The sequence below is a fragment of the Roseateles sp. GW835-FHT13E02 genome (assembly GCF_058794035.1).
The window spans coordinates 195,149-211,745 of record NZ_JBXAGJ010000009.1; the positions used below are offsets into that span (position 1 = coordinate 195,149).

Consider the following 16,597-nt stretch of genomic DNA (forward strand, 5'->3'; position numbering starts at 1 on the left):
TCAACCCCTTTCAGCGAGCACACCCCATGACCAAAAGTCAGCGCGGCAACAAAGAAGCCAAGAAGCCCAAGCAGGCGTCCCATGCACCGGCCAAGCCCAGCGACGCAGGCACCATAGCGGCCCTGGTGCCCCCGGCCCCTCAGCGCGCCGAGCCGGGACGCAAAAAAACCTGAGCCCGCAGCGAGCCCGCGCCGGGCTCGGCATGCGGCGCCCCCCCTCAGGCACAGAGCTGCTTGGCGTGGTGGTGCAGGTGATCGTCCACGAAGCTGGCGAGGAAGTAATAGCCATGGTCGTAGCCGGCATGGCGGCGCAGGGTCAGGGCTTGCCCGGCCACGGCACAGGCCGCTTCGAAGGCCTCGGGGTGCAGCTGTTCGGCCAGGAAACGATCCGCCAGACCCTGGTCGATCAGGATGCCGCCCGGGAACTGCGGCCGCCGTGATTTGGCATGCATCAGCATCAAGGCCGTCGCGTCATGGGCCGCCCAATCAGCCGCATCGCCGCCAAGATAGCCCTGAAACGCCTTCTGCCCCCAGGGGCACTGCATGGGCGCGGCAATCGGCGCAAAGGCCGAGAGCGAACGGAACGCGCCGGGATGGCGCTGCGCCAGCACCAGAGCACCGTGGCCGCCCATGGAGTGGCCAAAGATGCCGGTGCGCTCGGCCGCCAGGCCGAACTCGCGCTGCACACCCGGCAGCAATTCGTGCATCAAATAGCTCTCCATGCGCCAGTGGCGCGCCCAGGGCTGCTGCTTGGCATCGAGGTAGAAGCCCGCGCCGACCCCGAAGTCCCAATCCTTGGCCTCGTCCAGCAGCTGCGCGCCGCGCGGGCTGGTGTCGGGCATCAGCAGGGCCAGGCCCAGCTCGGCGGCGAGGCGCTGGGCGCCGGCCTTCATGGTGAAGGTTTCTTCGGTGCAGGTCAGGCCGGCCAGAAACACCAGCAGCGCCTTCGGCTCGGGCGGCAGGAAGAGCGCAAAGCGCATGGGCAGGCCGATCTCGGCCGAGGCATGGCGGTAAAAGCGCTGACGCCCGCCGAAACAGCCATGCTCGCTGAGCAGCTCCAGCGCTTGCAGCTCGGCCATGCTCAGAACTCCACCACGGCGCGGATCGACTCGCCACGCTTCATCAGGTCGAAGCCTTCGTTGATCTGCTCCAGCTTGAGCTTGTGTGTGATCAGCGAGTCGATATTGAGCTTGCCGTCCATGTACCAGTCGACGATCTTGGGCACGTCGGTGCGGCCGCGGGCGCCGCCGAAGGCGCTGCCTTCCCATTTGCGGCCGGTCACCAGCTGGAAGGGCCGGGTGCTGATCTCGGCGCCGGCCTCGGCCACGCCGATGATGATGGAGCGGCCCCAGCCCTTGTGCGTGCACTCGAGCGCGTCGCGCATGACCTGGGTGTTGCCGATGCACTCGAAGGAGTAGTCGGCGCCGCCATCGGTCAGCTGCACGATGTGGTCGACCACGTTGCCGACCTCCTTGGGGTTGATGAAGTGGGTCATGCCGAACTGGCGCGCCATGGCTTCACGGCCCGGATTGATGTCGACCCCGATGATCTTGTCGGCGCCCACCATCTTGGCGCCCTGGATCACATTCAGGCCGATGCCGCCGAGGCCGAACACCACCACATTGGCGCCCGCCTCCACCTTGGCGGTGAACAGCACGGCGCCCACACCGGTAGTGACGCCGCAGCCGATGTAGCAAACCTTGTCAAAAGGCGCGTCCTCGCGGATTTTGGCCAGGGCGATGCCGGGCACGACGATGTGGTTGGAGAAGGTCGAAGTGCCCATGTAGTGGAAGATGGGCTGACCGTCGATCGAAAAGCGGGCGCTGCCATCGGGCATTAGGCCCTTGCCCTGGGTGCTGCGGATGGCCTGGCAGAGGTTGGTCTTGCGCGAAAGGCAGAACTTGCACTGGCGACATTCCGGCGTGTAGAGCGGGATCACATGGTCACCTGGCTTGAGCCAGGTGACGCCCTCGCCCACTTCCAGCACCACGCCGGCGCCCTCATGGCCCAGGATGGCCGGGAAGATGCCCTCCGGATCGGCACCCGAGAGCGTGTAGTAATCGGTATGGCAAATGCCGGTGGCCTTGATTTCGACCAACACTTCACCGGCCCGCGGGCCGTCCAGCTGCACCTCTTCGATGCTCAGAGGGGCGCCGGCTTTCCAGGCAACAGCGGCACGGGTTTTGATCATGTGGGGGCTCCTGAAAAAAGCGGGGGGAGGGCAACTGGGGCGGTACGGCTGCCGCAGCATAAACGCGCGGCACCGGGTCTGCTGGCGAACGCCGGTTGGCGTTTTGCTGCATGTGCAAATCCGGACCCGGGGCCTCCGGACAGCTCACCAATTCACGGGGGATCGCCCCTGGACTTCGTGAACTGGATCACGGATTTCAACACACCCCCCGCAGCTACACGATGGCCCGTTCGGCATGCCATCCCTAGGATTCGCGGCGTTGCACCAATACCACCTGAATACCAGGGATCCCCATGAACTTTCGTCTTCTCGCCCTCAGTGCCCTGCTTAGCCTGAGCAGCGCCGCCAGCTTGGCTGCGCCAGTCACCACCGTCGATTTCAGCGACTTCAGCGCCAACACCTTGCGCAAGGCCGTCAAGTCCGTGACCGAAGAGGGTTTCACGGTCAGCAATGACTGCGCCAACATCAAGTCCGGCCGCAAGCCCCTGGAGACCTGCCTGATGAGCGACGCATCGGGCCGTGGCAACAAGCGCAATGTGTTCGCCTACAACGTCTTCAACGCCAGCACCACCACCCTGGCCCGCGAAGACGGCCACAGCTTCAACTTCGAAAGCATCGATCTGGATGAATACCTGAACCTGCCAAGCTCGGTGTTCAGCGACTATTCGATCGACTTCAGCTTCAGCTACGCCGACGGCAGCCACGCCAAGAAAACCGTCCAGCTGGACCGCCGGACCGGCTTCCAGACCTTCCAGCTGAATGAGCGCAATCTGCTCAACGCCAGCTGGATCTCGTCCAAGAGCGTCTACTTCGACAACCTGAAGACCAGCAACGTCCCCGAGCCCGCCTCCCTAGCCCTGACCCTGCTGGCCCTGGGCGGCCTGGCCTACAGCCGCCGCAACAGCAAGCGCGCTTGAACGCAGGCGGCTTGAGGCCGCCTTGCTTCACTCGCCTGCCACGAGCACCGTCAGCCCAGGCTGCACGGTGCTTTTGTTTTTGGGCGGCGTCATCCCGCAGGCGCTGCCAGCGCGCTCTCCAGCGCGTCGATGAACATGGCGGCCACGTCAAAGCCGGTCTGGTCGAAGATTTCCTGGAAGCAGGTCGGGCTGGTGACATTGACTTCGGTCAGGTGCTCACCGATGACATCCAGGCCCACCAGCAGCAGGCCGCGTGCTGCCAGCAGCGGGCCGACGGCCTCGGCGATCTCCCGGTCGCGCGCGCTGATGGGCTGGGCCACACCCTTGCCGCCCGCCGCCAGATTGCCGCGCACCTCGCCACCCTGCGGAATGCGCGCCAGGCAGAAGGGCACGACCTTGCCGCCGATCACCAGCACACGCTTGTCGCCGTCCTTGATGGCGGGCAGATAACGCTGAACCATGACGGTCTCGGCGCCGTCCTTGTTCAGAGTCTCGATGATGGCACCCAGGTTGAGGCCATCGGCACCGACGCGGAAGATGCCCATGCCGCCCATGCCGTCCAGCGGCTTGAGGATGATGTCGCCCTGCTCGGCATGAAAGGCGCGGATGGCCGCCTCGCTGCGCGTGACCAAGGTGGTCGGGCAGAACTGCGGAAACTCCATCAGCGCCAGCTTCTCGGGATGGTCGCGCAGCGCGGCCGGCTTGTTGAAGACACGCGCGCCCTCGCGCTCGGCCTGGCCCAGCAGATGGGTGGCGTAGAAGAACTCGCTGTCGAACGGCGGGTCCTTGCGCATGACGATGGCGTCGGTCTCGGCCAGCACCAGCTCCTGGGTGGCCAGCACCTCAAACCAGGGCGAGGTCTGGCCGGTCAGCGCAATCGCGCGCGCCTGGCGCGCCACCACGCGGCCGCCGCTGCGCCAGACCAGATCCTGCGGCTCGCAGGCCCAGATCTGGTGGCCACGACGCAAGGCCTCGCGCATCATCACAAAAGTCGTGTCCTTGTGGATCTTGAAGGACTCCAAGGGATCGGCAACGAACAGCAGTTTCATGGGGATGCACTCACACAAAAGGGTCAAAAAAAAATCGGGGTCAGGTCTTGCGCAGCTTCTGCACTGCGAGAGCGGCAGAGCCGGCCACCACACCCCAGAAGGCCGCGCCAATGCCCAGCAGGCTCAGGCCCGAGAGCGTGACGAGAAAGGTCAGCATGGCCGCATCGCGATGCTCAGGCTCAGCCAGGGCGCTGTGCAGGCCGCCGGCAATCGTGCCCAGCAAGGCCAGGCCGGCCACGGCCGCCACCAGCTCACGCGGAAAGGCCACCAGCAGCCCGACGACGGCGCCGCCCGCCAGGCCCAGGGCGATGTAGAACAGGCCGGCCGCCATGGCCGCGGTGTAGCGCCGGGCCGGGTCTTCATGGGCCTCGCGGCCCATGCAGATGGCGGCGGTGATGGCGGCCAGATTGAGCGCATAGCCGCCAAACGGCGCCAGCAGCAGGCTGGCTGCGCCGGTGGCCGCAATGCTGGCCGAAACCGGCGTGCGGTAGCCTGCCGCGCGCTGCGCCGCCACGCCGGGCAGATTCTGCGAGGCCATGGTCACCAGGAACAACGGCAGGCCCACCCCCACCAGGGCGGCAAGACTGAACTTTGGCGCGGTCCAGACCGGCGCGGCCCAGGCCCATTCGACGGCATCGAGGTGCAAGCGCCCTTGCAGCGCCGCCACGGCCACGCCGGCCAGCAGCACGCCCGGCACGGCGTAACGGGCCCAGAAACGCCGGCCCAGCAGATAGGCCGCGGCCATGACCAGCACCAGCTCGGGCGCGCTCTTGACCGTCAGCACCGCATCGAGCCCGAAGCGAGCCAGCACACCCGCCAGCAAGGCCGCAGCCACGGCCAGGGGGATGCGGTCCATCAGGCGCTCGATCCAGCCGGTCAGGCCGAAGAGCAGGATCAGCGCGGGGCAGAACAGGAACGCGCCCACCGCCTCCGGCATGCTCAGGCCCGATGTGGCGGCCAACAATGCCGCTCCGGGCGTGGACCAGGCGGTCAGGATCGGTTGACGCGACCACCAGGATAGGCCCAGGCTGGTCAGCCCCATGCCCAGGCCCAGGGCCCACATCCAGGAGCTGGTCTGGGCCGGGGTCGCGCCGAGCGCTTGCGCGGCCTGGAAGACGATGGCCACCGAGCTGGTGAAGCCCACCAACACGGCCACAAAACCGGCCACCGCCGTGGACAGGGAAAGATCCCGGAACCAGTCGTTTTTTGTCTGCATGCCCGCAGCATAGCGGGCTGCCCACGCCCTTGTTGTGGCAAGCTCAAGACCGGACTTTGACGCCACTGCCGCCATGTGCCGTTTTCTTGCCTACCTCGGTGACACGATCTTTCTCGACGAGCTGGTGTGCAAGCCCCAGCACTCCCTGGTGCGACAGTCCTTGCGCGCCGATCAGGCCAAGGCCGTGACCAATGGCGACGGCTTCGGCATCGGCTGGTATGGCGAGCGCCAGACCCCGGGCGTCTACCGCGAGGTGATGCCGGCCTGGTCGGACGAGAACCTGCTGGCCCTGTGCGCCAATGTGCGCTCCCACCTGTTTTTTGCCCATGTGCGGGCCGCCACCGGCACCGGCATCGCGCGGCAGAACTGCCACCCGTTTCACTACGGGCCTTACCTCTTCATGCACAACGGCCAGATCGGCGGCTACGGCCAGATCCGCCGCGCCATGGAAGCGCGCCTGCCCGACCACCTCTACGCCCAGCGCAAGGGCGCCACCGACTCGGAGCTGCTGTTTCTGCTCATCATGGCCCGCGTGGAGATGGGCGAATCGGTACCCGATGCGGTCAACCAGGTGCTCAACGAAACCCTGGCCATGATGCAGGTGCTGCACATCCACGAGCCCCTGCGTTTTGCCGCCGCCCTGGCCGATGGCGAGCAGGTGCACGCCTTCCGCTTCTCCAGCGACAAGCGCGCGCCCACGCTTTATATGCGCGAAGCGAGCGAGGCTGAGGGTGGGCGCGGCCTGGTCGTGGCCTCCGAGCCCCTGGCCGACGAGCAGCAAGGCTGGGAGCTGATTCCCCAGGGCATGGTGCTGCGCCTGGGGCGCGAGGGTTTCAGCCGGCTGGCGCTGGGCTGAGGGGTGCTGCCCCGAGCCGGCCCGCACGGGCCGGCACTGCGATCAGATCTCGACCTTGGAACCCAGCTCGACGATGCGGTTGGTCGGCAGGTGCAGGAAGTCGGCCGCGGCGGCCGCGTTGCGGTGCATGCTGGCGAACAGTTTTTCGCGCCACAGCGCCATGCCGCTGCCAATCGTCGGGATGACGATGTCGCGCGAGAGGAAGTAGCTGGTTTCCATCTCGTCGAGATGCACGCCGTTCTGCTCCAGCATCTTCAGCGCATAGGGCACGTCAGGCTCGTTCTTGAAGCCGAAATGAAGGCTGACGGCCCAGCAGGCATTGCCCAGCGGCTCCACATGGACCCGCTTGTCGAAGCCCACCCAGGGCACTTCGTGGTGCTTGACCGTGACGAACAGATTCTGCGCATGCAGGACCTTGTTGTGCTTGAGGTTGTGCAGCAAGGCGTTGGGCGTCACACCGGCCTCGGCGGACAGGAACACCGCCGTGCCTTCGACACGCTGCGGCGGGCTGAGGAACACCGCCTCCAGGAAGCTCTTGAGGTCGATCGCGTCCTCACGCAGCTTGCTGCTGAGCAGGCGTCGGCCCTGCTTCCAGGTCAGCATCAGGGTGAACATGCCGATGCCAATCATCAGCGGGAACCAGCCACCGGCGAACAGCTTGAGCAGGTTGGAGCCGAGGAAGATCACATCGATGATGAAGAAGAAACCGGTGGCCAGCAGGCACAGCGGCAGCGGGTACTTCCAGCCGTAGCGGATGACGAAGAAGGTCATGACCGTGGTGATGGTCATGTCGATGGTCACCGCGATGCCGTAGGCACCAGCCAGCTTGCTGGACGAACCGAACAGCACCACCGCCAGCACGATGAAGACGAACAGGCCCCAGTTGACGAAGGGCACGTAGATCTGGCCGGTGTCACGCACGGAGGTGTGCAGGATGCGCATGCGCGGCAGGATGCCCAGCTGCACCGCCTGCTTGGTGACCGAAAAGGCGGCCGTGATCAAGGCTTGAGACGCCACCACCGCAGCACAGGTGGCCAGGATGAAGAGCGGTATCTCGGCCCAGGCCGGAGCCAGGTTGAAGAAGGGGTTCTTCACGGCCTCGGGCTCAACCAGCAGCATGGCGCCCTGGCCGAAGTAGTTGATCACCAGCGAGGGCATGACGATGCCGTACCAGGCGATGCGGATGGGCTTCTTGCCGAAATGGCCCAGGTCGGCATACAGCGCCTCACCGCCCGTCACCACCAGCACCACGGCGCCCAGGGCCACGAAAGCCACCCATTTGTACTCGAGGCAAAAGGCCACCGCATAGGCCGGGTTGACCGCCACCAGCACATGTGGGTTGGCGATCACATGGGGCAAGCCCAGCAGCGCCAGCGCGGCGAACCAGAGCAGCATCACCGGCCCGAAGGCCTTGCCAATGCCCCCGGTGCCAAATCGCTGTACGGCGAACAAGCCCGCCAAGACCAGCAAGGTCATGGGCAGGATGGCGTCATGCAGCTGCGGCGCGTAGACATCGATACCCTCCACCGCGCCCAACACCGTCATGGCCGGTGTGATCACAGCATCGCCGTAGAAGATGGCGGTGCCGAACAAGCCCACCAGCATCAGCACCCGTCGCAGGCGCGGGCTGCTGTTCACCGCATTGGTGGCCAGGGCCAGCATGGCGATCAGGCCGCCTTCACCGTTGTTGTCGGCGCGCAGGATCAGCAGCACGTATTTGAGCGAGACGATGATGGTCATCGTCCAGAACAGCAGCGAGAGCACGCCGAGGATGTTGTCGTGCGTGGTGGCCACATGGCCGCCGTGGAAGACTTCTTTGAGCGCGTAGAGCGGGCTGGTGCCGATATCGCCGTAGACGACCCCCAGAGCACCGAGGGTCAGGCCGGCCAAGGCGGAGGGCGAGCGGGCCGTGTTGGAAGAACTCACGTGTTGTTGCAGCGCGCGTGCGGCGCTGGCGAGCCAAAAGCGCTATTTTGCGCCTGCTTTGCTGCGCTGCGTCAAAGCTGATGAAACATCGGCATCGGCTGCCACAGACTGGGCATCCGGCTCGGCATCAGGCGGCACCGCCGCCAGCGCCTGCTGCACAAAGGCCACGGTGGCGCTGAACAGAAAGTCGCGGTTCTCGGCCCGGCTGAAGCTGTGGCCCTCGTCCTCGGCCGTGAGGAACCAGACCGGGGTGCCGGCCGCCCGCACCGCCGCCACCATCTGCGTGGCCTCGCCGTAGGGCACGCGCGGATCGTTGCGGCCATGGATGATGAACAGCGGCTTGCGCACCGCCGCCGCTCGGCTCAAGGGCGAGATGCGCTGCAGAAAAGCGCGCATATCCGGGTCGCGCTCGTCGCCGTACTCGGCGCGGCGGTTGTCGCGCCGGTAGCTCTGGGTGTTCTCGAGAAAAGAGACGAAGTTGGCGATGCCGACGCGGCAGATGCTGCCGGCAATGCGGGCCGACTCGCGCGTGGCCACCGCCAGCGACATATAGCCGCCATAGCTGCCGCCCGAGACGATGACGCGCCGCGCATCCATCTCGGGCCGGGCGGCGATCAGGTCCAGCAAGGCGCTGATGTCACGCACCGCGTCCTCGCGCTGGCGGCCGTTGTCGAGCTTGAGAAAGCGCTGGCCAAAGCCCTCGGAGCCCCTCACATTGGGCAGGATCAGGTGCATGCCCAGGGTCTCGACTAGGTAGCGCAGGCTGCCCGACAGGTGCGTGGGCCGGGCTTGCGCGCTGGGCCCGCCGTGGATGCTGATCAGCACCGGCCGCAGGCCTTTGAATTGAGGCGGCGGTGCGACATGCAGGCCACTGATTTCCAGGCCGTCAAAGCTCTGCCAGCGCAGCGGGGCGTATTCGGGCAACCACACCCCGGCCTCTGGTTCGGCCTCGCGGCCCGACCAGGCTTGCAGGCCGGCGTCCTCCGGCGACCAGCTGAGGATGCGCCCCGGGCTGCTCGCCGAGTTGTGGTTGAAAGCCAGCAAGGGCAGGCGCGGGTGCCACTGCGGGCCCTGGATCACGCCGGCCGGCAGCTCGGCCGCCACCCGCTGCAGCGGCGGCTCGCTGCCCGGCCGCGCCAGGCGCAGCACCGACACGCCCCCCTCGTTGTGCACCAGGGCCAGAGGCATGGCGCTGCCCGGCGGCGGCACGGCCAGGGCTTCCAGATCGCCGGCCAAGGCGGGCAGCTTCACCGCCTGGCGCTGGCCGCTGTTCAAGCGCAGCAGCACCAGCTGGCGAAAGTCGCCACCCAAGGCCTGGCGCTGCAAGAGCACATCGTCCTCGCGCAGCTCGGCGCCGCCAGGGGCGCCCAGGGCCTGGCCGCCGGGCGGGACGGCGGCTTCCAGATCGAAGCGCAGGGTCTGGCTGCGCCCATGGCGGGTGTGCAGGGCCACCACCGTGCCAGCGGCGCTGACGCGCAAATCGGTGTAGCGGCCACCGACGCTGTCGCCGAGCAGGCGCGCGCTCTCGGGCCGCAGCGGGTCCATCCAAAACAGCTGGCTGCGGGCACTGCGGGTGCCGCTGGGCTGCGCCGATGGCGACGCGGCCGAATCCGCCTCCTCATCGCCTTCGGCGTCCACACTCGCTCTCGTCGCCGGGCTGCGGCGGCCATCGAGCTGGTCCAGCACATAGACCAAGCCCTGCCCTTGCGGCAGGAACTGAAAAGCGCTGACGCGCGCGCCGTCTGGCGTCAGCGCCAGAGGCTCGGCGAGTGCGTCCCGCCTGGCATCGGTGGGCTGCAGGCGGTAGAGCCGGAAGGCCTCATCACCCCCGCGGTCACGGCTGAACACCAGGTACTCGCCGCGCTGCGGCTCCCACTGCGCGCTGTCCACCCGCTCGCGGCCGCCGGTCAGCGGCTGCGGGCGCGCGCCGGGCTCGGCCAGGCGGTGCAGCTGCTGGCTGCCGCCGGCGCTGGCCAGCACCAGCATCTCGCGCCGCTGCGGATGCCAGCCGAGAAAGCGCTGCACCGGCGCCTCGGCGCGGGTCGCTGCCTGCACCCGCTCCAAGGCTGGCAGCCCATCGGTCTGCAGGCCGGGCGGCGGCAACAAGGGTCGGGCCGCGGCCGGGGCCAGACAGCCCAAGGCCAGCCACAGCAAAGCGGCGAAACAAGACCGGGTTTTGAAATGCAGCCCCATGGTTCAAGACCCTCAACAACAAAAAAAGGGGCGGCTGCCTGCGCAGCGCCCCTGAAACCGACGCGGCCACAGCCGCGTTCGGGACTGATCGACAGGTCGATCGAAGGTCGGTTTACTTGAAGCTGTAGCTCGCGCTCAGAGAAAGGCTCTGCCCCGCAGCGCTGTGCTGACCTTTGTCCCAACCATACAGGTCAAAGGTGGGCGAGTAAGGCGCCTTCTTGTCGAACACATTGAGCACCGTGGCCCGCACGTTCAAGCCCTTCGTCAGCTGCACGCCCATGCCCAGGTCCAGCGTCGTCAAGGAAGCGACACGGCAATCACCACCCAGGGCTGCCATCTGATTGGCACTTGCTGCGTAGCTTGGGTTGCAGGTGTCACGCACGCCCGTCAGGGTGTTGTAGCGCGGCAGACCCATGCTGTGGAGGTAGTTCACAGCGGCCGTGACCGTCACTTTGTCCAGCTTGTAGCTGGCGTTGACGCGCGCCTTGTACTTCGGCAGATCATCAGCCATGGAATCGTTGATGTCGACCATCGGCAGACCCTTGTCCCGCTGGAAACGATAGCTGTGCACATAGCCCAGGAACAAGCTCGAATTCAAGCGCCCGCCGTTCTCAAACGTGGCTCGATGCGTCAACTCAAGATCGGCGCCTCGCACCTGGGTTTGACCCAGATTCAGGTACTTGCGCTTGACGAGGGCAATGCGCTCGGTTCCGGGAATGACCTTGCCCTGCGCATCTTTCAAGGCCGTCGTTGGATCGGCGCTGCGGATCACATCGTTGGCGTAGCTGAGATCACCGTTTTCATACAGTCGCTGCAGCACATCGCTGGAACTCAGGCGATCCACCTCGTTCTTGCGAGTGATCTGGTACACATCAAAGGTGCCGTTGAGCGAATCAAACGGAGCGAACACCAAGCCGAGCGTGTAGCTGCGGGAGGTTTCAGGGCGGAGCGCCGGGTTGGCCACAATGAAGGCCGCAATCGTGCGCGAGTTGCCGCTGCTCGCATTGCGATTGCATTCATTTGCCAGTTGGGAGTCATAGCCGGTAGCGCCAGGAATCTTGGCAGGCAGGCCATCAGTGCCCAGCGGGCAGCGCAACGCGTCACGCCAGGTTCCGATGGACTGGAAGCTCGTGACCGAAGACTCGGACATCTGACTCAAGCTGGGCGCACGAAAACCCGAAGCCGCCGTACCGCGGACGGCGAAGGTCTTCATGGGCGTCCACTTGAAACCGAGCTTCGGTGTCGTCGAGTTGCCAAAGTCGCTGTACTTGTCGACACGTACGGCCGCTTCCAAGGACAGAGACTGAAGAACCGGGGCCACAACCTCGGCAAAGGCCGACGAGACCTGACGGGAACCATTCGCCTTGGAGCCGCCCCGGCCGACAAAGTTGCCGGCATCCAGGTCGGCATCGGGGATCATGGAAATGCTCTCGCGACGATGTTCCAGACCCAAGGCCAGGCCTGCCATGCCACCAGCCAGGCGCCCGATCTCACGGCTGCCCTTGAAGTTCAGGATCGAAACCTTGGTCTCGCCGGTGTTGGTCGATGTCGGGCTGATCTGAGCCAGTAGCTCCGGGCTGTTTTGTCCGCCAAAGCGGTACTTGTCCAAAGCAGCCTGAGCCTTCAGCGAATGGATCATGCCGGTTTCCACCTCCTCCCGCTTGGACTTGTTGTACAGGCCTCCGCCGTTCCAATCCCAGCCGAAGTGGCTGCCACTGAGGTCCAGCACCAAACGCACATCGTCTTGATTCACGCGGCTGTCGCGCGGAATGTCGCCCAGCCGCGCACTGGTTAGCACGCGCAGCTTGTTGTTCGGATCAGCCTGGAACAAAGGGTTGTCCGGGTGATTGGCCGCCATCACATGGCGGAAGGTACGGCGGTTGCCCTTGGGATCGAACCATTCGCTCAGGCCCGAACCCAAGGTGGCGAAACCCGATGAGCTGACGTATGAGTTCTCGATCCGAGAGAAAGCGGCTTCGACCGAAGCGCTGAGGTCCTCGGAAATCCAGAAGTTGCCACGAGCAAACAGCTTGGCGCTCTTGGACGGATCAGTGAAGCGCTCGTAGATGCTGGTGTCCATGGCGCAGGCTGGCGCCCCGTTGGCCAGAATCGTGGTGCTGAGCTGAGAAGGGGCCGGGCAAGACTTGGGCACGAGAGGAGTCGTGGTGTTGTATGCGCCGGTCCCGACCCCGGTTTCCCGCCAGAAGTTGGGGGCGAATGTGATGGCGCTGTCCGGACGATAGATGTCCCCCGGCAAGCCTGTGGTGGCCGAGGTCGAAGCGAGTTGCCACTCCTCGTACGAAATGCCATCCAAACGGCTGACAGGGGTTTCACCGCGGCGGGACAGGTCCAGCCCAACCATCACGTTGAATCGCTGCTGCACCAGATCCCCAAAACCACCAAACAAGCTGGCGGTGGAGGACGTGAACCCTCCGGACGTGGCACCCGAAGTGCTCAGCTTGCCTTCCAGGCCCTGGTACTCCTTCTTCAGGATGAAATTGACCACGCCGGCGATGGCATCCGAGCCATAGACAGCCGAGGCGCCATCCTTGAGCACCTCAACCCGCTCGATCGCGGCCAAGGGGATGCTGTTCAGGTTGTAAAGCGTCGACTGCCCGGCGTTGGGATTGGCGGTTGCCGTGGCAGCCATGCGGCGGCCGTTGATCAAGGTCAGCGTCGACGCGGAACCCAAGCCGCGCATGGAGACAGTCGCCACGCCTTCAGAAAAACTGGTGGACGTCGAATCCACCTGGCCGCCACCTGTCACGGCAGGCAGCAAACGCATCAGGTCGGCGACGCTGGAGGCGCCCGATCGCGCAATGTCTTCAGCACTCAGGATTTGAACTGGCGAAGCGGTTTCTTTGTCAACCCGCTTGATCGACGAGCCCGTCACTTCAATGCGCTCCAGCTTTTCAGTCGAGGCCACAGGCGCGCTTGTTGTGCCAGAGCTTTGGGCTTGAACGGACGCGGCCAAACTGAAAACGGCCAGGGCAATGAGGTGATGACGCTGCTGTTGCACGAAGACTCTCCAACGGTTTTTTGATGGGATGGGTGGCTTGGCACCAGGCTTTGGCGGCCTGGCGTCAGGGCTCACGCCAACCATAGAAGCGCGTCACAAAATCGACATGAGTAAAGGTTTGTTAAAGTGAAAAAATGGTTATCTCCAGCGCGCCCAAGGCCCAGCCCATCGCCCCCGAAGCCGCTGACAGCTTTGTTCGCAAGCGCCTGAGCCTGCGTCATTTGCGGGTGCTGCAAGCGCTTTCTGAGGCGGGAAGCCTGGGCGCAGCGGCCGATGCCCTGCATGTCACCCAACCCGCGGTCAGCAAGGCGCTGAGCGAAATCGAGCAAGGCCTAGGACAAACCCTGTTCGTGCGTCGCGGACGCAGCTTGCGCGCCACAGCACTGGGCGAACGGCTGATCCAGCTGGCCAAAAAACTTGATGCCGACCTGCATCGAGGCGGCGGCGACATTGCCTCCATCGTGCGCGGTGCCTCGGGTGAATTGCTGATCGGCGCCACCAATGCCGCCCTGCCCCAGGTGCTGCCGGACGCGATGGCAGCGATGAAGCTGGAGTTCCCCCACATCACCCTGAGCGTGCGCACCCATGCCCTGACCGGACTGATCAACGAGCTGCGTGAAGGCCGGCTCGATCTCGTGGTGGCGCGCATCCGCCCGCATGAGGCGCCGCCCGATCTGGAGCCCCTGTGCCTGATCGCCCAGCCCGAGGTGGCGGCCATCAGCACCGTGCACCCACTGGCCAAGACCAGCCACAAGCTGGGCTGGGACACACTCAATCAGCAGGCTTGGATCTGGCCCCTGCCCGGCACCCGCTCGCGCAGCCTGCAGGATCGGCTCTGGCATGACATGGGCCAAACCCTGCCCACCAATCTGGTGGAAACCGGCGATGTCATGCTGACCCTGAGCCTGCTCAAGCGCATGCCCATCCTGGCCCTGCTGCCCCAGCATGTGGCCAAGCTGGCGGCGCAGAATGGCATCGCCAAGATCCTGCCCCTGGAGGCTGATCTGGGTCTGGCCGACCTGACCCTCTGGCATCTGCGCGAGCCGCAGAGCGAGGTGGTGGAGCGGTTCAAGCAGCTGATGCTGGAGGCCAGCCAGAAGCTGACTTGAGCCTGCGCTCAGCCGTGATGATTAGGCGTACACCTCGGCTTCGGGGTCGGTGACTTCCAGTTCATAGCTCGCCGCCAGCATGGCCAGGCGGGCGATCACGCCGTACATGTAGAAGCGGTTCGGCGCGCTGGCGCCGGGCTTCTCGCCCGGGCGCGGCAGCTGCGAGCTCTGAGCGAAGGCCAGGGGCACAAAGCTGGAGCCCGGCGCGTTGAGGTTTTCGTCGGCGCCGCGGTCGGCATGGATGCGGTAGAAACCGCCCACCACGTAGCGGTCCATCATGTAGACCACCGGCTCGGCCACCGCGTCGTTGACGCGCTCGTGCGTGACCACGCCCTCTTGCACCAGCACCTGGTGCACTTCCTGGCCGTCCTTGATGACACTCATCTTGTTGCGGCTGCGGCGGTTCAGGTCAACCAGTTCCTTGGCATCGCGCACCGTCATCACGCCCATGCCGTAGGTGCCGGCATCGGGCTTGATCACCGCAAAGGGCTTCTCGTTGATGCCGTATTCCTTGTACTTCTTGCGCGTCTTGCTGAGCACCAGGTCGACCTGCGCTTGCAGGGCTTCCAGGCCCTGGCCTTCGCTGAAGTCCACGCCTTCGACCGGCACCGACATCGGATGAATCAACCAGGGGTCCATGCCCAGCAGCTTGCTGAACTTCTTGGCCACTTCTTCATAGGCCTTGAAGTGCTGGCTCTTGCGGCGCAACGCCCAACCCGCATGCAGGGGCGGCAGCAGATACTGCTCATGCAGATGCTCCAGCACGCGCGGCACGCCGGCGGACAGATCGTTGTTGAGCAAGATGGTGCAGGGATCGAAATCCTTGAGGCCCAGGCGCCCGCGGTTGCGCACCAGGGGCTCCACCGTCAAGCTGGAGCCATCGGCCAGGTTCAGCGCGGTCGGCTCAGTCACATCCGGGTCCAGCGTGCCCAGGCGCACGTTCAAGCCGGCTTGCGTGAAGATGCGTTTGAGCGTGGCGACATTGCTCAGATAGAAGGTGTTGCGGGTGTGGTTCTCGGGGATCAGCAAGAGGTTCTTGGCCTCAGGGCAGATCTTCTCGATCGCGGCCATGGCGGCCTGCACCGACAGCGGCAGCATGTCTGCCGTCAGGTTGTTGAAGCCCCCGGGGAACAGGTTGGTGTCCACCGGTGCCAGCTTGAAGCCGGCGTTGCGCAAATCCACCGAGGTGTAAAACGGCGGTGTGTGCTCCATCCATTCCAGGCGGAACCAGCGCTCGATGGCGGGCATGGATTCCAGGATGCGCTGCTCCAACTCGTTGATGGGGCCGGTCAGCGCGGTGGTGAGGTGGGGAACCATGTGCGAGGGTCTCGGGTCGGGCCGGAAATGCGGCGGTTCAGGGGCGAGCGTTTCGATTCTAGGAGGGAGCATGTGGGGACAGTGGCGCCAATGCCAAGTCCTGCACGGGAAAAGTTTCCGGCAGGCGATATGCTTGTCGGTGACACAGCCGAGGATTCCGCCCGCGCGATGAAGAAAGCCAAGATTCTGATCGTCGAGGACCAAGCCGACATCCGCCGACTGATCCGCTGGGCCCTGGAAGACACTGGCCACCAGCTCTACGAAGCGCCCAATGGCAGCCTGGCCCTGGACCTGGCCCGCACCATGCAGCCGGACCTGGTCTACCTCGATGTGATGATGCCCGGTGGTATCGATGGGGTGGAGGTCTGCCGCCAGATGCGCGCCGACCCCAAGCTCGCCCAGGCCTTGATCGTCATGCTCACCGCCGACGCCGGCCAAGCCACCAAGACTCGCGCCCTCGAAGCCGGTGCCAACTTCTTCCTCGCCAAACCCTTCAGCCCCGCCAAGCTGCTGGAACTGACCGAGGTGCTGATCAAGAAGCGCCAACAGCAAAGCGCCCCGCCCGATTCGGGGCCATGAGGTCACGGGCTTCAGCAGCGCTCAGGTCGGACGCAGGACCGGATTCGGCACGAAGTTGTCTTTGGTTTTGCTCGTGAGGCCCTGCAGCCCGTGCCGCCACCGGGCTCATGGTTCCGGGGTCGGCCCTGCCGGGCCGACTTCCCTGCGCGGCTCGCACCTCGGGGCTGGCGCATAACTCACTTCGCTCCCTGCGTTCGCTTCGTTCAGACAGAAGCGCCAAGTCAGA

Annotated in this window: 13 protein-coding genes; 5 read left to right on the forward strand and 8 right to left on the reverse strand. The window is 65.3% G+C overall.

What is annotated here, in order from left to right:
* The first annotated feature begins 26 nt into the window (after positions 1-26).
* Positions 27-173, forward strand: coding sequence for a hypothetical protein (locus tag AC1Q6P_RS11205; protein WP_492663991.1), 147 nt, complete (start codon positions 27-29; stop codon positions 171-173).
* Positions 174-217: 44 nt separating this feature from the next.
* Here AC1Q6P_RS11205 and fghA read toward each other — a convergent pair whose 3' ends face one another.
* Positions 218-1,078: an S-formylglutathione hydrolase gene (gene fghA / locus AC1Q6P_RS11210; protein WP_492663992.1), complete on the reverse strand. Its 861-nt coding sequence runs from the start codon at positions 1,076-1,078 to the stop codon at positions 218-220.
* A 2-nt stretch (positions 1,079-1,080) separates the two neighbouring features.
* On the reverse strand, positions 1,081-2,187 hold the full coding sequence (locus AC1Q6P_RS11215) for an S-(hydroxymethyl)glutathione dehydrogenase/class III alcohol dehydrogenase (protein ID WP_492664086.1): 1,107 nt from the start codon (positions 2,185-2,187) through the stop codon (positions 1,081-1,083).
* Between the two features lie 296 nt (positions 2,188-2,483).
* Between AC1Q6P_RS11215 and AC1Q6P_RS11220 the strand changes: the two genes are divergently transcribed.
* Positions 2,484-3,107, forward strand: a complete 624-nt coding sequence (locus tag AC1Q6P_RS11220; RefSeq protein ID WP_492663993.1) for a PEP-CTERM sorting domain-containing protein — start codon at positions 2,484-2,486, stop codon at positions 3,105-3,107.
* An 89-nt stretch (positions 3,108-3,196) separates the two neighbouring features.
* On the opposite strand, the gene gshB is transcribed toward AC1Q6P_RS11220, so the two are convergent.
* A complete protein-coding gene (gshB, locus tag AC1Q6P_RS11225; RefSeq protein ID WP_492663994.1) occupies positions 3,197-4,156 on the reverse strand; it encodes a glutathione synthase in 960 nt (319 codons plus the stop codon).
* A gap of 40 nt (positions 4,157-4,196) precedes the next feature.
* Entirely contained in the window at positions 4,197-5,372 is a 1,176-nt protein-coding gene (locus tag AC1Q6P_RS11230) for a benzoate/H(+) symporter BenE family transporter (protein WP_492663995.1), read from the reverse strand.
* Between the two features lie 73 nt (positions 5,373-5,445).
* On the opposite strand from AC1Q6P_RS11230, the gene AC1Q6P_RS11235 reads away from it, so the two are divergent.
* Complete coding sequence (locus tag AC1Q6P_RS11235; protein WP_171828633.1) at positions 5,446-6,228, forward strand: class II glutamine amidotransferase; 783 nt, start codon at positions 5,446-5,448, stop codon at positions 6,226-6,228.
* Between the two features lie 42 nt (positions 6,229-6,270).
* On the opposite strand, the gene AC1Q6P_RS11240 is transcribed toward AC1Q6P_RS11235, so the two are convergent.
* The 3 genes from AC1Q6P_RS11240 to AC1Q6P_RS11250 all read right to left on the reverse strand — a co-directional run bounded on the left by AC1Q6P_RS11240 (position 6,271) and on the right by AC1Q6P_RS11250 (position 13,366).
* Positions 6,271-8,154: a potassium transporter Kup gene (locus AC1Q6P_RS11240; protein WP_102769273.1), complete on the reverse strand. Its 1,884-nt coding sequence runs from the start codon at positions 8,152-8,154 to the stop codon at positions 6,271-6,273.
* Positions 8,155-8,196: 42 nt separating this feature from the next.
* Positions 8,197-10,347: a S9 family peptidase gene (locus AC1Q6P_RS11245; RefSeq protein WP_492663996.1), complete on the reverse strand. Its 2,151-nt coding sequence runs from the start codon at positions 10,345-10,347 to the stop codon at positions 8,197-8,199.
* A gap of 112 nt (positions 10,348-10,459) precedes the next feature.
* Positions 10,460-13,366 (reverse strand): TonB-dependent receptor plug domain-containing protein, encoded by a 2,907-nt coding sequence (locus tag AC1Q6P_RS11250; RefSeq protein ID WP_492663997.1) that lies wholly within the window; start codon positions 13,364-13,366, stop codon positions 10,460-10,462.
* A gap of 134 nt (positions 13,367-13,500) precedes the next feature.
* On the opposite strand from AC1Q6P_RS11250, the gene AC1Q6P_RS11255 reads away from it, so the two are divergent.
* Positions 13,501-14,475: a LysR family transcriptional regulator gene (locus AC1Q6P_RS11255; RefSeq protein WP_492663998.1), complete on the forward strand. Its 975-nt coding sequence runs from the start codon at positions 13,501-13,503 to the stop codon at positions 14,473-14,475.
* A 21-nt stretch (positions 14,476-14,496) separates the two neighbouring features.
* On the opposite strand, the gene gshA is transcribed toward AC1Q6P_RS11255, so the two are convergent.
* The gene (gene gshA, locus AC1Q6P_RS11260; protein WP_492663999.1) at positions 14,497-15,792 is read right to left on the reverse strand and encodes a glutamate--cysteine ligase; all 1,296 of its coding nucleotides are present in this window, start codon (positions 15,790-15,792) and stop codon (positions 14,497-14,499) included.
* 168 nt (positions 15,793-15,960) lie between these two features.
* Here gshA and AC1Q6P_RS11265 point away from each other — a divergent pair, with 168 nt between their 5' ends.
* Positions 15,961-16,371, forward strand: coding sequence for a response regulator transcription factor (locus AC1Q6P_RS11265; RefSeq protein ID WP_271007311.1), 411 nt, complete (start codon positions 15,961-15,963; stop codon positions 16,369-16,371).
* Positions 16,372-16,597 lie beyond the last annotated feature (226 nt).

Excerpts from the sequence above, each read along its gene's own strand:
- AC1Q6P_RS11205 (WP_492663991.1), top strand. The coding sequence starts at position 27 with ATGACCAAAAGTCAGCGCGGCAACAAAGAAGCCAAGAAGCCCAAGCAG.
- fghA (WP_492663992.1), bottom strand. The coding sequence starts at position 1,078 with ATGGCCGAGCTGCAAGCGCTGGAGCTGCTCAGCGAGCATGGCTGTTTC.
- AC1Q6P_RS11220 (WP_492663993.1), top strand. The coding sequence starts at position 2,484 with ATGAACTTTCGTCTTCTCGCCCTCAGTGCCCTGCTTAGCCTGAGCAGC.
- gshB (WP_492663994.1), bottom strand. The coding sequence starts at position 4,156 with ATGAAACTGCTGTTCGTTGCCGATCCCTTGGAGTCCTTCAAGATCCAC.
- AC1Q6P_RS11230 (WP_492663995.1), bottom strand. The coding sequence starts at position 5,372 with ATGCAGACAAAAAACGACTGGTTCCGGGATCTTTCCCTGTCCACGGCG.
- AC1Q6P_RS11235 (WP_171828633.1), top strand. The coding sequence starts at position 5,446 with ATGTGCCGTTTTCTTGCCTACCTCGGTGACACGATCTTTCTCGACGAG.
- AC1Q6P_RS11245 (WP_492663996.1), bottom strand. The coding sequence starts at position 10,347 with ATGGGGCTGCATTTCAAAACCCGGTCTTGTTTCGCCGCTTTGCTGTGG.
- AC1Q6P_RS11255 (WP_492663998.1), top strand. The coding sequence starts at position 13,501 with ATGGTTATCTCCAGCGCGCCCAAGGCCCAGCCCATCGCCCCCGAAGCC.
- gshA (WP_492663999.1), bottom strand. The coding sequence starts at position 15,792 with ATGGTTCCCCACCTCACCACCGCGCTGACCGGCCCCATCAACGAGTTG.
- AC1Q6P_RS11265 (WP_271007311.1), top strand. The coding sequence starts at position 15,961 with ATGAAGAAAGCCAAGATTCTGATCGTCGAGGACCAAGCCGACATCCGC.